General features: G+C 70.1%; 17 protein-coding genes. 9 read left to right on the top strand and 8 right to left on the bottom strand.

Annotation, left to right across the window (positions count from 1 at the left end):
- Position 1: 1 nt before the first annotated feature.
- Positions 2 to 535 carry a hypothetical protein gene (locus tag A4R43_RS26010; protein WP_113694706.1) on the bottom strand — a complete coding sequence of 178 codons (534 nt, stop codon included), beginning with the start codon at positions 533 to 535 and terminating at the stop codon, positions 2 to 4.
- A gap of 172 nt (positions 536 to 707) precedes the next feature.
- On the opposite strand from A4R43_RS26010, the gene A4R43_RS26015 reads away from it, so the two are divergent.
- The 3 genes from A4R43_RS26015 (at position 708) to sepH (ending at position 3606) form a co-directional block, all read left to right on the top strand.
- Positions 708 to 1367 (top strand): response regulator transcription factor, encoded by a 660-nt coding sequence (locus tag A4R43_RS26015; protein ID WP_113694707.1) that lies wholly within the window; start codon positions 708 to 710, stop codon positions 1365 to 1367.
- Positions 1364 to 2518 (top strand): sensor histidine kinase, encoded by a 1155-nt coding sequence (locus A4R43_RS26020; RefSeq protein WP_113694708.1) that lies wholly within the window; start codon positions 1364 to 1366, stop codon positions 2516 to 2518. Before A4R43_RS26015 ends, A4R43_RS26020 begins: the two co-directional genes overlap by 4 nt.
- A gap of 215 nt (positions 2519 to 2733) precedes the next feature.
- Positions 2734 to 3606 carry a septation protein SepH gene (gene sepH, locus A4R43_RS26025; RefSeq protein WP_113697881.1) on the top strand — a complete coding sequence of 291 codons (873 nt, stop codon included), beginning with the start codon at positions 2734 to 2736 and terminating at the stop codon, positions 3604 to 3606.
- Positions 3607 to 3673: 67 nt separating this feature from the next.
- Here sepH and A4R43_RS26030 read toward each other — a convergent pair whose 3' ends face one another.
- Positions 3674 to 4009, bottom strand: a complete 336-nt coding sequence (locus A4R43_RS26030; protein ID WP_418190750.1) for an MmcQ/YjbR family DNA-binding protein — start codon at positions 4007 to 4009, stop codon at positions 3674 to 3676.
- Between the two features lie 18 nt (positions 4010 to 4027).
- On the opposite strand from A4R43_RS26030, the gene A4R43_RS44465 reads away from it, so the two are divergent.
- Positions 4028 to 4159 carry a hypothetical protein gene (locus A4R43_RS44465; protein WP_257791778.1) on the top strand — a complete coding sequence of 44 codons (132 nt, stop codon included), beginning with the start codon at positions 4028 to 4030 and terminating at the stop codon, positions 4157 to 4159.
- Positions 4160 to 4365: 206 nt separating this feature from the next.
- Here A4R43_RS44465 and A4R43_RS26035 read toward each other — a convergent pair whose 3' ends face one another.
- Positions 4366 to 4932, bottom strand: coding sequence for a DUF2537 domain-containing protein (locus A4R43_RS26035; RefSeq protein WP_113694709.1), 567 nt, complete (start codon positions 4930 to 4932; stop codon positions 4366 to 4368).
- A gap of 39 nt (positions 4933 to 4971) precedes the next feature.
- Positions 4972 to 5799, bottom strand: a complete 828-nt coding sequence (locus A4R43_RS26040; RefSeq protein WP_205215084.1) for a TrmH family RNA methyltransferase — start codon at positions 5797 to 5799, stop codon at positions 4972 to 4974.
- A gap of 195 nt (positions 5800 to 5994) precedes the next feature.
- Here A4R43_RS26040 and A4R43_RS26045 point away from each other — a divergent pair, with 195 nt between their 5' ends.
- The 5 genes from A4R43_RS26045 (at position 5995) to A4R43_RS26065 (ending at position 10670) form a co-directional block, all read left to right on the top strand.
- Entirely contained in the window at positions 5995 to 7491 is a 1497-nt protein-coding gene (locus A4R43_RS26045; protein WP_113694711.1) for a glutamate-cysteine ligase family protein, read from the top strand.
- 175 nt (positions 7492 to 7666) lie between these two features.
- Entirely contained in the window at positions 7667 to 8269 is a 603-nt protein-coding gene (locus tag A4R43_RS26050; protein WP_113694712.1) for a TetR/AcrR family transcriptional regulator, read from the top strand.
- Between the two features lie 72 nt (positions 8270 to 8341).
- Entirely contained in the window at positions 8342 to 9013 is a 672-nt protein-coding gene (locus tag A4R43_RS26055; protein ID WP_113694713.1) for a biliverdin-producing heme oxygenase, read from the top strand.
- 183 nt (positions 9014 to 9196) lie between these two features.
- Positions 9197 to 9820 (top strand): superoxide dismutase, encoded by a 624-nt coding sequence (locus tag A4R43_RS26060; protein WP_113694714.1) that lies wholly within the window; start codon positions 9197 to 9199, stop codon positions 9818 to 9820.
- A 100-nt stretch (positions 9821 to 9920) separates the two neighbouring features.
- Complete coding sequence (locus tag A4R43_RS26065; RefSeq protein ID WP_113694715.1) at positions 9921 to 10670, top strand: arylamine N-acetyltransferase family protein; 750 nt, start codon at positions 9921 to 9923, stop codon at positions 10668 to 10670.
- A gap of 195 nt (positions 10671 to 10865) precedes the next feature.
- On the opposite strand, the gene A4R43_RS26070 is transcribed toward A4R43_RS26065, so the two are convergent.
- From A4R43_RS26070 to A4R43_RS26085, 4 genes are all read right to left on the bottom strand, one after another.
- Entirely contained in the window at positions 10866 to 11393 is a 528-nt protein-coding gene (locus A4R43_RS26070) for a hypothetical protein (RefSeq protein WP_113694716.1), read from the bottom strand.
- 56 nt (positions 11394 to 11449) lie between these two features.
- Positions 11450 to 12688 carry an MFS transporter gene (locus tag A4R43_RS26075; protein ID WP_236809271.1) on the bottom strand — a complete coding sequence of 413 codons (1239 nt, stop codon included), beginning with the start codon at positions 12686 to 12688 and terminating at the stop codon, positions 11450 to 11452.
- Between the two features lie 122 nt (positions 12689 to 12810).
- Positions 12811 to 13242 carry a MarR family winged helix-turn-helix transcriptional regulator gene (locus tag A4R43_RS26080; protein ID WP_113694717.1) on the bottom strand — a complete coding sequence of 144 codons (432 nt, stop codon included), beginning with the start codon at positions 13240 to 13242 and terminating at the stop codon, positions 12811 to 12813.
- 63 nt (positions 13243 to 13305) lie between these two features.
- Complete coding sequence (locus A4R43_RS26085) at positions 13306 to 14748, bottom strand: NCS2 family permease (RefSeq protein ID WP_113694718.1); 1443 nt, start codon at positions 14746 to 14748, stop codon at positions 13306 to 13308.
- Between the last annotated feature and the right edge of the window lie 14 nt (positions 14749 to 14762).

The following is a 14762-nucleotide window of genomic DNA, read 5'->3' on the forward strand; positions in this document are numbered from 1 at the left end:
GTCACTTCCCCGGCACGGCACGCATGACCGGCATCCCGTCGGCGGCGCACTCCTCGAGTGCCTTCTTCATCCTCGGGTCGTCCGGGCCGACCTCCTCGGGCATGGTCATGCCGGGGTTCTGCGGATCCGGGTCCGGCACGTTGATGCCGTGGTCGCGGAAGCACTGGGCGGTCTTGCGCATCTGGTCCAGCTCTTCCGGCGTCGGCGGCTTCGGCACCCCGCCGTTGGGCAGCAGGTGGCGGCACGCCTCGTTGGCCTTCTCCATCTTGGCCGCGTCTCCGGGACCCCCGGCTTCGATGGTGATCCGGCCGTCCACCGGGTCCGGCATGTCGACGCCGTTGTCCCGCATGCAGCGGGCGAACGCGAGCTGCTCGTCCTTGGTCAACTCGTCGTCGGCCGCGGGAGCCGGCGCCTGGCTGCTCTGGCCGGTCGAGCCGTTGAGGCTGGCCACGCCGTCCCCGCCGGGGTCCTCACCTCCGCAGGCGGCCAGCGACAACGCCGCCGCCACGAGCACCAGTCCGTACTTCACCCTCATGGTGGTCCCTTCTCCGTGGTTTCCGCGGGCGGGGCCGCCCCCGACGACGGCCCCGCCCGGTGGCTGGAGTTCTACGGATCCGGTGATCTGCGCCCGTTAAGCGAAGTCGTTTATCTCCCCCTTATCCCCCCTTGGCGGAAACTGTGCGGACGGACCGGAGAGGGAGGCCTGGGTGCGGGTGCTCGTCGTCGAGGACGAACGGCTGCTGGCGGACACCGTCGCCGAGGGGCTGCGCAGGCTGTCCATGGCGGTGGACGTCTGCTACGACGGCGCGCAGGCGCTGGAGCGGATCGGCGTGCACGCCTACGACGTGGTGGTGCTCGACCGCGACCTGCCGGTGGTGCACGGCGACGAGGTGTGCCGGGCGGTGCTGGGCAGTGGCGGGGTGGCGCGCGTGCTGATGCTGACCGCCGCCGCCGAGGTGGAGGACAGGGTCACCGGGCTCGGCCTCGGCGCCGACGACTACCTGACCAAGCCGTTCGCCTTCGCCGAGCTGGTCGCGCGCGTGCAGGCGTTGTCGCGGCGCGCCCGTCCCGCGCTGCCGCCGGTGCTCGAAGGCGGTGGTGTGGTGCTCGACCTGCCCCGGCACCAGGCCGCCAGGGACGGGCGGTTCCTGCCGTTGTCACCGAAGGAGTTCGCCGTGCTCGAAGTGCTCATGCGGGCCGAAGGCGCCGTGGTCAGCGCCGAGGAGCTGCTGGAGAAGGCGTGGGACGAGCACGCCGACCCGTTCACCAACGCGGTCCGGGTCGCGGTGATGACCCTGCGCCGCAAGCTCGGCGCGCCGGGGCTGATCGAGACGGTGCCCGGCGCCGGCTACCGGTTCGGCTCGTGAGCGGGCTGCGGCTGTCCGTCCGGACCAAGCTGACCGCGCTCTACGGCGGCATGTTCCTGCTCGCCGGCGTGGTCCTGCTGCTGATCAACTACCTGCTGGTGAGCACCACGCTCCCGGCCACCCAGCCGTTCGCCACCGCGGCCGTCGCCGGTCGCGCGCAGCCGGGCCCGGCCGACACCACGGTGGTGTACCCGCCAGCGCCGACCGTCGAACTGGTCAGCACCTCGCTCGACGAGTACCGCAGCTCCACGCTGTCCAACCTGCTGCTGCAGTCGGGCGTCGCGCTGGTCATCGCCGCCGGGCTGGCGGTGCTGCTGGGCTGGCTGACCGCGAGCCGCGTGCTGCGGCCGGTGCACGAGGTCACCTCGGCCGCGCGCAAGCTGGGCGCGGAGAACCTCGACCGCCGGATCAACCTGGACGGCCCGCAGGACGAGCTGAAGGAACTGGCCGACACCTTCGACCGCATGCTCGACCGGCTGGCCGGTTCGTTCGACAGCCAGCGGCGGTTCGTCGCCAACGCCTCGCACGAGCTGCGCACGCCGCTGGCCGTGCAGCGCACGCTGATCGAGGTGGCGCTGGCCGATCCGGAGGTCACCCCGCAGGTCCGGCGGCTCGGCCAGCACCTGCTGCACACCAACGAGCGCAGCGAGCGGATGATCGAGGGCCTGCTCACGCTGGCCCGCAGCGATCGCGGGCTGCCGAGCCGGGTGCCGGTGCAACTCGCCGAGGTCGCCGCGAACGTGGTGCGCGCGCTCGGCCCGCTGGCCGCCGAGCACGAGGTCGAGGTGCACGCCGACCTGGCCGAGCGGACCGTGGCCGGTGATCCGGTGCTGCTGGAACGGCTGGTCACGAACCTGGTGGAGAACGCCATCCGCTACAACCGGCCGGGTGGCTCGGTGCACGTGCGGGTCGGCCGCAACCCGGCGCTGACCGTGCAGAACACCGGCCCGGTGATCACCGCCGACGCCATTCCCCAGCTGTTCGAGCCGTTCCGGCGGCTGGACCACGAGCGCACCAGCGGCGCCTCGGGTGCCGGGCTGGGCCTGTCCATCGTCCGGTCGGTGGCCCAGGCGCACGACGGCAGCGTGTACGCCCAGCCCGCGGAGTCCGGTGGCCTGGTCACGGGCGTGTGGTTACCGGAATCGAGATGATCGGTCACTCCGCGTGTCGGCACGGTTCGCGGCCGGTCGTCGGGCAAGATCGGCAAAAGAAGTCGAACGGATGGGTCAAGCATCGGCGCGCCTACCGCGTCAAGCCGACGCGCCGATTTAGCCTGGACACCCACATGAGTGTTCCTCGTGCGGGGTCAGGGCTGACGGATCGGCCGGCGGTGGACGGAGCGGAGAGCAGCGGGGAGGCGAAGAAGATGCGAGCGCTGAGGGTGGTCGGGTTGCACGAGGACGGCCGGTCCATCGTGTGCGAAGACACGGCCCGCGGTGAGCGCTTCCTGCTGCCCGCCGACGAACGGCTGCGGGCCGCCGCCCGCGGCGACATCACGCGACTGGGGCAGATCGAAATCGAGCTGGAGAGCCAGATGCGTCCACGCGAGATCCAGGCCAGGATCCGAGCCGGGGAGTCCGTCGAGCAGGTAGCCAACAGCGGGGGCATCCCGGTGGCGCGGGTGGAGCGGTTCGCCTACCCGGTGCTGCTGGAGCGCTCGCGCACGGCGGAGATGGCGCAGGCCGCGCACCCGGTGCGCGAGGACGGGCCCGACGTGCAGACGCTCGGCGAGGTGGTGGCCTACGCGTTCGGCGTGTTCGGCCAGGACTACACCAACGCCAGCTGGGACTCGTGGAAGGGCGAGGACGGCAAGTGGGTGGTCGGCCTGAACTGGCAGACCGGCCGCTCGGACAACCGCGCGCACTGGTGCTTCGCGCCGGGTGCGCACGGCGGCACCGTGACCGCGCTGGACGAGAACGCCCAGGCGCTGATGGACCCGAACGCCTACCGCTCGCTGCGGGCGGTGGACGCGCTCGGCAGGCCGTCCGCGCCGGCGCCGGTCGAGGACCAGCCCATGCTGGACGCCGAAGAGGAGACCGTGGTCGAGGCCCCGGTCGCCGAGGTGCCCGAGGAAGCACCCGCGGCGGCCACCGCCGACGGCGGCCTCGCGCTGCCCGGCGTCGAGGAGCAGGTGGAGGCCGCCAAGGCCGCCCCCCGCCCGGCGAAGAAGAAAAAGGGCCACCCAGCGGTGCCCGCGTGGGAGGACGTCCTGCTCGGGGTGCGCTCCTCGCGCGGTTAAGGCAGCTGCGCGACGAGCGTCTTGGGCGCGACCTGTTTGTATGCCCGCCCGTCGCCCACCACCACCCTCAACGGAGCGCTTCGCGCCAGCCCAGTCCTGTGACCACCGCGGCGAGTTCGGTCCAGTCCACCTCCACGTCGAGGTAGACGCCGAGCCAGCCGCGGTGGCCCACGTACGGTGGCCGGAAGAACCGTTCGGGCTCGGTCTCGACCAGCTCCTCCTGCACACCGGGCGGCGCCGCAAACCAGAACCCGACCCGATCGTCGTGGTGGTGGTCGGAGTAGGTGACGAAAACTTTCTTGCCCCGCACGAACCAGGTGGGCTCGCCGTGGCTGAGCCGCTCGGTGGTCTCGGGCAGCGCGAGGCAGATCCGGCGGAGCTTCTCGAGCGCTTGTTCGGTCACCGGGCGATTATTGGACGCATGACCACACCGGACAACACCGATGACGAGCCCTTGGACCCCGCCACCGACGGCCCCGTCGGCGGCGGCTACACCGGCGGCGTCCGAGACCTACTCCCGCCACCCCCTCCAGACGACGACGAGGACGAGTAAGCCCGCCACCATCCCATCGCAGCCACCACCATCAAACGTGAGCCGGGCACGGGAGGCGACGACCACCCACACTCCCCCTTCCCCACCCCGGTCCACAGCCAAAAACACGGCGAAGACCCGCTTGTCAAGGTACTCTTCCCAGCCTTGACAAGCGGGTCTTCGCCGTCGTCACACTAAAAAGCCGGGGTGGCCCACCCCCAAAAACCTCAACCGAAAACGACCGCCAATACCCCAATCCAAGAAAACCCGATCCCCGCCGCAGCCCCCAGCACGACCCACCGCAGGATCGGCAACTTCCGCCCCAGCCACAGCGACGGCGCCAGCCCCGCCGAAACCAGCACCGCCGCCACAAAAGCCAGCAGCCCGCTCGTCTCCGCGGCCAGTGTCCGCGCCAGCGCGAGCATCGCGACAAAAACCACCACGCCGACAAACGCCGCCACCGTCAAGCCCGTCGCCCACGGAGTCGGCTCCTCCGGCCGCGGCGCCGGGCGGCGCACTAGCGCTTCCGGAGGAGTTATCACCGAACCCGCGTCGGTCACCGGGTCGACGTAGTAGACCGTCGTGCCCATCACCTCGGCGACCCGGCCCGCCAGCTGGCGACCGCGCTGCGACACCACGGCGGCGGCTTCCGAGTCGCCGTTGGCGCGGCGGACGGCGGCGGCGACCCTGGCCCACTCGTGCAACGCGTCGGCGAGGTCGGCACCGATCGCCACGTTGTGCGGATCGACCTCCTCACCGAGCACCGCGCGTTCACCGCGGACCCGCAGTTCCACTCGCCAGCCTCCCGCTCGTCCTGCCCGTGCCGCCCAAACCTACCGAGCGCCACCGAGTTCGTAGAACGCGACGGCCGCGGCGGTGGCCACGTTGAGCGAGTCGACACCGTCGGCCATCGGGATCCGCACCGCGAGGTCCGCCGCGGCCAGCGCCTCCTCGGTCAGCCCCGGCCCCTCCGAGCCGACCAACAACGCCACCTTGTCCAGCTCACGCACCTCGCGGAGCGAAACCGAGCCGGGACGTGGAGTCAGCGCGGCCACGCGAAAACCGTGTTCCCGGAGCAGGCCGAGCCCGTCCGGCCACGGTTCCAGCCGCGCGAACGGCACGCGCAGCACGTTGCCCATCGACACGCGGACACTGCGCCGGTACAGCGGATCGGCGCAGCCGGGCCCGAGCAGCACCCCGTCGATGCCGAGCGCGGCGGCGTTGCGGAACAGCGAGCCCAGGTTTTCGTGATCCCCAACACTTTCGAGCACAGCGAGTGTCCGCGCCCGTGCGATCAGTGCACCCGCGTGCGGCTGCGGCGCGCGATCGGCGACGGCCAGCACACCGCGGTTGAGATGGAAACCGACCACGTCAGCCATGGTCTGCGCGGGCGTGACGTAGGCGGGCACGTCCACCGGCGCCAACTCCGCGGTCAGCTCCTCGATCCGGCGCTGCACACCCAGCAACGCCCGCACGGGGTAGGCCGATTCGAGCAGCCGCCGTACCACCACCGTGCCTTCGGCGATGACAAAACCGCGGCCGCCGGGGCGATCCGGCCGCCGATCGGCGGTGGAGAGGTTTCGGAAGTCGTCCAACCGGGGATCAGCCGGGTCGTGGAGGTGAATCGTGTGGGCCACCCGGCGAGTCTGCCATCCGGTCATCGCAGGGCCCGGTGGGCCGAACACCACGGGTGGTCTAGTGCAAATGGATGATTATCGCGGATAGTTAAGGAAAGGTAACTCACAGCACCAGTTTGGGCCTAGCTCATCCGCATGGGCTGTGTAACGGTTGTCCGCCGGGCTGGCAATCGCCAAGGCGCGCAGGGGCCGCCTCGGCCGAACGAACAGGGATGGGCCATGGGCAAGGACGTGTCAGCGGACCCGTTCAACCCCCGCGACCGGGGGCGGTACCGAAGAAAAGTGCAGCGCTGCCTCGACACCCTCGCCCGGATGCTGTCGGACGGGAGTTTTTCCTTCCCCCGCAAGCACATCGGGCTCGAGGTCGAGCTGAACCTGGTGGACGACAAGATGCGCCCGTCGATGACGAACGCGGCGGTGCTGGAGGCGCTGGACGACCCGTCGTTCACCACCGAACTGGGCCAGCACAACATCGAGCTGAACGTGCCGCCCCGCCCGCTCGCCGGGAATTCCGCGCTGGAACTGGAAGACGAGCTGCGTTCCTACCTCCGCCGGGCCGCCGCGAAGGCCCGCGAGGTGCACTCGCACCTGGCGCCGATCGGCATCCTGCCGACGCTCGGACACGAGCACTTCGACCAGAAGTGGCTCACCCCGAACGCGCGTTATTCCTTGCTGAACGACCAGATCTTCGCCGCGCGCGGCGAGCAGACCGTGTTGTCGATGGAGGGCGCCGCGCTGCCGGGGCAGCAGGCCGAGCGGCTGCGCAGCTACGCCGAATCGATCCTGCCCGAAGCCGCGTGCACCTCGGTGCAACTGCACCTGCAGGTGGCGCCGGAGGAGTTCGCCCCGCACTGGAACGCGGCGCAGTGTCTGGCCGGCGTGCAGGTGGCGCTCGGCGCGAATTCCCCGTTCCTGCTGGGCAAGGCGCTGTGGCACGAGACGCGGATCCCGCTGTTCCTGCAGTCCACCGACACGCGGCCGGAGGAGCTGAAGAACCAGGGCGTGCGGCCGCGGGTGTGGTTCGGCGAGCGGTGGATCACCTCGATCTTCGACCTGTTCGAGGAGAACGTGCGGTACTTTCCCGGCCTGCTCCCGGAAACGGATGCCGAGGATCCGGTTGAGGCGCTGGAGGCCGGGCAGGCGCCGAAGCTGACCGAACTGCGGCTGCACAACGGCACGGTCTGGCGGTGGAACCGGCCGGTGTACGACGTGGTGGACGGGAAACCGCACCTGCGGGTGGAAAATCGCGTACTGCCCGCCGGTCCGACAGTGCTCGACACGATGGCCAACGCGGCGTTCTTCTACGGCGCGCAGCGCGCGCTCGCGGAGGCCGAGCGGCCGATCTGGACGCAGATGTCCTTCCAGGCAGCCGAAGAGAACCTCTACGCCGGCGCGCGCAACGGCTTCGACGCGCAGCTGTACTGGCCGGGCATCGGCTGGATCCCGCCGGACGAGCTGGTGCTGCGCATCCTGCTCCCGCTCGCGCACGACGGGTTGCGGCAGTCGGAAGTGTCCGATGTGGCCAGAGAGCGCTACCTCGGCGTGATCGAGCAGCGCTGCCTGACCCGGCGCACCGGCGCGCGCTGGCAGCGGGACACCGTGCAGCTGGCGCAGGAGCGCGGCGCCGACCGCGATTCGGCGCTGGCCGCCATGCTGGCGCGGTACCTCGAACTGGCGCAGACCGACGAACCCGTGCACAGCTGGCCCCTTGACTAGACGCGCCTGGCACCCCCGCGACATGTCACGAATGTGGCTTTCGAGACGTCTGGCGTCTCGAAAGCCACATTCGTGACACCGGGCCGCGCGAGCCCGCCCACGCGGGCGGCCGGTCGCGGCGCCTCGCCAGGGTTGGGGAGCGGGATAGAATCGCACCTCCCACTGGGAGGTGCGGATGCCCAAGATCATCGGCGGCTCGCTGAACGCCCATCGCGAACAGGTGCGCCAGCGGGTCTTCACCGCCCTGCGCAACCAGCTCTACGAGCGCGGCTTCGACGCGATCACGCTGGCCGGGGTGGCCGCCGAGGCCGAGCTGGGCCGCACCGCGATGTACAACCACTTCCCCGACAAGGAGAGCCTGCTCGTCGCCTTCGTCGAGGAGGAGGCCGCGCAGTACGTGCGGCGGCTGGAGGCGGCGGTGGACGCAGCCGCCGATCCGGTGGACCAGCTGGCCGTGTTCGTCCGGCTGCAGCTGCGCGCGCTGGCCGAGTACCACCTGCCGCCCGGCAGCGCGCTCGCCACCACGCTCGGCCCCGCCTCCTACCGCCGGATCGCCGCGCACGCCGACCCGATCACCCAGCGCCTGCGCACCATCCTGACCGACGGCATGGCGGCGGGCCGCCTGCCCGAGGAGGACCCCGACCTGCTCATCCCGATGATCACCTCCGCGCTGGCCAGCAGGCAGATCATCGACGTGCCGCCCGAGCAGCTGGACGCGGCGATCGCCGGGGCCGTCCGGTTCATCCTGCGCGCGGTCGGGGTGAAAACCGGCAAATAAGGGTAGCCTAACCCGGAAATATCACCTACGCTCTTTCTGACAGATTGTCAGATCGTCAGGAGGGCGCGTCCCATGGCTGCACCGGTGACCGAGGAACTGGCCCTGCGCCCGTTCTCCGAATCCCTCCGCAACTCGACCAAGGCCGTGCACGAGCGCGCGCACCACTCCACCTACATGGACGCGCTGCTCAGCGGGTCCCTCACGCTGGAGGGTTACGGCCTGCTCGCGGCCCAGTACTACTTCATCTACCGCGCGCTGGAGCAGGTCACCGACGCCATGGCGGGCGACCCGGTCGGCGGTGACTTCGTCATCGACGAGCTGCGCCGCCTGCCCAAGCTCGAAGCCGACCTGGCCTTCCTGATCGGGCCGGACTGGGCCGAGAAGATCGAGCCGGTCCCCGCCACCACCGCCTACGTCACCCGGCTCGGCCGGATGACCGACTGGGCCGGCGGGTACGTGGCCCACCACTACACGCGCTACCTCGGCGACCTCGCCGGTGGCCAGGTGGTGCGCGCGCTGCTCAAGAAGACCTACGACGTCACCGGGCCGGGCGCGTTGTTCTACGACTTCGAGAGCGCGGGCAGCCCGAGCGCCTTCCGCAAGCGCTACCGCGCCCTGCTCGACGCGGCGCCGTGGGGCGTGGACGAGCGGCGGCGGATCATCGACGAGACGCTGCTGGCCTTCGAGCTCAACATCGCGGTGCTCACCGACCTGGCCGAGGCAACCGGCCTGGAGTCGGCCTGATCACACCGCATTGACCTCCACCTAGCTGGAGGTAGGACGGTGGGTTTGCGGAGGTGTTGCCCCGGGTACCGCCACCGCACCGGCATTGTCCCAGCGGGCGGCCCCAGCTCGCCCCGACCTGGTGATGGGCACTAGGTTTGACAGTGCAAGAAACCTGCGTCGAACACAGAAGAAGGAGGGCCGATGGCCCGCTACGAGCTTCCCGACCTCGACTACGACTACGGCGCCCTCGCCCCGCACATCTCCGGCGAGATCAACGAGCTGCACCACAGCAAGCACCACGCGACCTACGTCAAGGGCGCGAACGACACGCTGGACAAGCTCGAAGCCGCCCGTGAAGCCAACGACTTCGGCTCCATCGTCGGGCTCGAGACCACGCTGGCCTTCAACCTGGCCGGGCACGCCAACCACGTGGTGTGGTGGAAGATCCTGTCGCCGGAAGGCGGCGACAAGCCGACCGGCGAGCTGGCCGCCGCGATCGACGAGGCGTTCGGCTCGTTCGACAAGTTCAAGGCGCAGTTCACCGCCGTGTCCACCACCATCCAGGGCAACGGCTGGGGCGCGCTGTCCTGGGACCCGATCGGCAAGACGCTGATCACCCAGCAGCTGCGCGACCACCACAACAACCTGATCCTGCCGACCACGCCGATCCTGCTGGTCGACGTCTGGGAGCACGCGTTCTACCTGGACTACAAGAACGTGAAGCCGGACTACGTCAAGGCGCTGTGGAACATCTTCAACTGGGCCGAGATCAGCAAGCGGTTCGACAACGCCGTCGCCGGCGGCAACGGCCTCCTGCTCGGCTGAACGAACGCTCGACCCCAACGGGGCTCTCCCACACCGGGAGGGCCCCGTTTTTGTGTTCGCCCGTTGACCTCCACCTCACTCGAAGGTGCAGGCTGGCCCCATGGACGCCTACCTCGAGCGACTCGGCCTGACCGAGCGGCCCGCCGCCGACCTCGGCGGCCTGCGCCTGCTGCAGCGCACGCACCTGGCGAAGGTGCCTTTCGAAAACCTCGACATCCACCTCGGCGTGCCGGTCACGCTGACCGAAGAGTCCGTTGTGGACAAGATCGTGCACCGGCACCGCGGTGGCATCTGCTACGAGCTGAACGGCGCCTTCGCCCTGCTGCTGCGCGACCTCGGCTTCGACGTGACCCTGCTCGGCGCGGCCACCTTCCGCGAGAACGGCGATCGGTACGCGAAGCTGGCGCACCTGGCGCTGCGCGTGGACCTGGAGGAACGCTGGCTGGTGGACGTGGGCTTCGGCCGGTTCGCGCGGGAGCCGCTGCGCCTGGACGAGCGCGGCGAGCAGCACGACGAGGACGGTGTGTTCACCGTGACCGAGCTGCCCACCGGCCAGTTCGACGTCCACCACGACGGCAGGCCCGCCTACCGGATCGACCCGCTGCCGCTGCGCCTGGCCGACCTGGTGCCGAGCTGCTGGTGGACCACCACCGCGCCGGATTCGCCGTTCACCGAGAAGCCGACCTGCTCGCTGCGCACGGACGCCGGGCGGTTCACGCTTTCCGGTGATCGGCTGATCACCACCGTCGACGGGGAACGCACGGAGGTGACACTGGCGGACGACGACGCCATCCTGGCCGAGTACCGGACCCGGTTCGGCGTCGAGCTGGCTCGGGTACCCCGGACATGAACGAGGCCCCGCTCCCGGGGTGCCCGGTTGCGAGGCCTCGTCCGTTCCCGAACTGACTGCCGCTCCCACCACGAAGCGGACGTGTATGAGGTTAGCCTAACCTGATTCGTCCGCGCAAGGGGCGTTCAAAAGCGGCGCAGCCGCTTGCTGTGGGCCGCCACCCGCACCGCCACGCAAGCCACGCTCACAACTCACTCACCTGCTGTTGCCGTACTTCCAGCCGAGGTAGTTGGCGAAGTAGCTCTGCTTGGCGTGCCCGATGCGGCCGTTCACGCTGGTCGCCCACACTCCACCATTGCCGTCGGCCAGGCCCACGTGTCCATACTGCGAGATGTTCCAGAAGACGAAGGCGCCCCGCGGCGGGGTGCCCCTGGTGTGCCGGGCGCCGTCGGACGAGCGCCAGTGCGCGATCGCGCTGGCGTGGTGGGTGCGGCGGTTCCACGCCAGCCGCACGGCGCGCTCGCAGTAGCCCTGGTAGGCGGTGCTGCCGTTGCGGTTGCGGAACCAGCTGATCGCCCCGTTGACGGTCTGCGCGGCTTCGAAGCCGGTGTCCTCCGGCCCGAGCACCGCGCTCGGGTCGGCGATGTCGGCGGCGGTGATCTCGCTGTAGAGGTCGGCGGGCACCGGCTCCGCCGACGCCGTGCCGGTCGCCGCGGTGGTCGCGCCGGCGAAGGCCAGCGTGGCGGCCACCACCACCGCCCGGCCGAACTTGGTGAGCTGCATGTTTCCTCCCTGTCCACGGATTCGGGAGGAGCGTGCCGCGCGCCGCTACGCGTTCGCTAAGCGCCGCGGCGGTCCAGCACGCGCAGGCCGGGGAACCGCCGTCGCGGCAGGGTGACCCCGCCCCGGCGGACCAGGATGACCGCGCACACCAGCGCGGCGATCGCCGAGATCGCGCCGCCGATGACAAACGGTGACCGCCCGCCAAAGGCCTCGGCCATCCAGCCGGTCATCGGCGCCCCGATCGGGTTGCCGCCGACCAGCACCAGCACGTACAGCCCCATCACGCGCCCGCGCATCTGCGGGCTGACCGCGGTCTGCACCAGCGCGTTCGCCGTGTTCAGGAAGGTGATGGTGGCGTACCCGAGCGGGATCAGCGCGATGCCGAAGGCGAGATAGGTCGGCATGTACCCGGTGGCGATCTCCAGCAGGCCGAGCGCGAGCGCGGACAGCAGCAGCACCCGCACGCGCGGGCGCCCGCGTGATCCCCGGCGAGCCGACATCAGCGCCCCGGTGAACGTGCCGACGGCGAGCAGCGTGGACAGCAGGCCGTATCCGTCGGCTTCGGTGCCGAAAACGTTTGCGGCCACGATCGCCAGCGACGTGAAGAAGGTGATGCCGAAGGTGCTGACGAAGAACACCAGCACCATCACGGTCATCAGGTCGGCGCGCCGCCGCACGTAGCTCAGGCCCTCGCGCAGCTGCCCCTTCGCCCGCGCCACGCGCGGCCCGCGGAACAGCTTGTCCGGGTTCATCAGCAGCAGCCCGGCCAGCACGGCCAGCGTGCTCACCGCGTTCGCCAGGAACAGCCAGCCGGTGCCCACCCAGACGATGACAAAACCGGCGATCGCCGGGCCGACGATCCGCGCCATGTTGAAGATCGTGGAGTTCAGCGCGACCGCGTTCGCCACCTGCTCACGGCCGACCATCTCGGCCACGAACGACTGCCGGGTCGGCACCTCGATCGCGGCCACGCAGCCGAGCACGAAGCACAGCGTGAACACGTGCCACATCTCGACCACACCGGTGATGTCCAGCAGCCCGAGCACCAGCGCCTGCGTGCCGGCCACCACCTGGACGCCGATCAGCAGCTTGCGCTTGTCCGCGCGGTCGGCGAGCACCCCGGCCCACAGCGAGAGGAACAGGATCGGCAGGAACTGCAGGCCGACCGCGATGCCGAGGGCCACCGGGTTGTTGCCGCTGAGGGTGAACACCAGCCAGTCCTGCGCGATGCGCTGCATCCAGGTGCCGATGTTGGAGATCACCTGGCCGCTGAAGAACAGCCGGTAGTTGCGGATCTTGAGCGAGCTGAACGTGCCCGCCCGGCGTGGGCGCGCTTCGGGAGCGGGTACCGGTTCCCGGGTAGCTGTCGTCGTCGGAGTGGACTCGGCTTCGCTACCCAGGTTCCTCGGCACCGCTGTTAGTTCCCCGCCATCCTGTCGATGATCTCGGCGGCTCGGGAGAGCACTTCGCGCTCCTCGCCGCTCAGTTCCGCCAACTGCGCGTCCAGCCAGGCCTCCCGCGCGGAGATGGTCTGCCGGATGTAGGCCAGCCCGGTGGCCGACAGCTCCACGATGGCCTGCCTGCCATCGGTGGGGTGCGGCCGCCGTTCGACGTACCCCAGCTCCTCCAGCGCCGCGATCACCCTGGTCATCGACGGGGGCTGCACGCCCTCCTTGGCCGCCAGCTGCCCCGGGGTCAGCGCCCCGCACTTGTGCAGCGTGGACAGCGCCGAGATCTGGGTGAGCGAGATGGTCTCGGTCGCGCTCTGCGCCCGCAGCCGCCGGTTCAACCGGACGACGGACAGCCGCAGCCTGCTCGCGAGCGAGCGGTCCTGCGCACTGTCGGGCATATAGTTAGCATACCTCACGATCGGCGGTGGACGCCGCCGAGGTCACCTGCTCAGGGCATCGGCTCAGGTCAGGGCCGCCCGGATCGGCCCGATCGCGAAGTAGATCACGAACGCCACCGCGACCACCCACATCAGCGGGTGCACCCGGCGGGCCTTCCCGGTGGCCACCTGGATCAGCACGTAGCTGACGAACCCGGCGCCGATGCCGTTGGCGATCGAGTAGGTGAACGGCATCACCACGATGGTCAGGAACGCGGGCAGCGCGATGGAGAAGTCGCTGAAGTCGATCTCGGTGACCTGCCGGATCATCAGCGCGCCGACGATCACCAGCGCGGGCGCGGCCGCCTCCACCGGGACCACCTCGTACAGCGGGGTGAGGAACATGGCGGCCAGGAACAGCAGGCCGGTGACCACGTTCGCCAGCCCGGTCCGCGCGCCCTCGGCGATCCCGGCGGCCGACTCCACAAAAACCGTGTTCGAGCTGGACGAGGCCGCTCCCCCGGCCACGGCCGCCGCGCTGTCTACGAACAACGCCTTGCCCACACCCGGCAGTTTGCCGTCCTGGTCGATCAGCCCGGCTTCCTTGCCCAGCCCGGTCATCGTGCCGATGGTGTCGAAGAAGTCGGTCAGCACCAGGGTGAACACCAGCAGCGCGGCGGTGATCGCCGGGATCTGCACCCAGGCGTCGAAGTTGAACGCGCCGAGCAGGGACAGGTCCGGGACGCCGAGCACGTTCTCCGGCAGGCCGGGGTAACCGAGGTTCCAGCCGCGCGGGTTCGTGCCCTGTGACGGCCCGGCGTTGACGATGGCCTCCAGCACGATCGACACCACGGTCGCGGTGAGCACGCCGATCAGGATCGCGCCGCGCACCTTCTTCGCCACCAGGATGCCGGTGAACACCAGCCCGAACACAAACACCGCGGTCGGCCAGGAGGCGATGGACCCGTCGATGCCGAGGCCGACCGGCACGGTGGTCTTCGCCTCGTCCGGCACCCGGCGCACGAACCCGGCGTCGACCAGGCCGATCAGGCAGATGAACAGGCCGATGCCGACGGCGATCGCGGCCTTGAGCGCGGCGGGCACCGCGTTGAACACCATCGTGCGCACGCCGGTGACCACCAGCAGCAGCACCACGATGCCGTTGACCACCACCAGGCCCATCGCGGCGGGCCAGCTCATCTGCGGGGCGATGGTGACCGCGACCAGCGAGTTCACCCCGAGGCCGGTGGCGATGGCGAACGGGTAGTTGGCGACCAGTCCGAACAGGATGGTCATCACCCCGGCCACCAGCGCGGTGACCGCGGCGACCTGCCCGACCGGCAGGATGGCGCCGAAGGCGTCCTTGTGCGCCCCGGCGTCGTCGGCGGAGAAGCTGCCGAGGATCAGCGGGTTCAGCACCACGATGTAGGCCATCGTGACGAAGGTGACGATGCCGCCGCGGATTTCCCGCCCGGGCGTCGAACCGCGCTCACTGATCTTGAAGAAGCCGTCGATCTTTTGCTTCATCCGAGGGATTCCCT

Source organism: Amycolatopsis albispora (assembly GCF_003312875.1).
Taxonomy (GTDB): domain Bacteria; phylum Actinomycetota; class Actinomycetes; order Mycobacteriales; family Pseudonocardiaceae; genus Amycolatopsis; species Amycolatopsis albispora.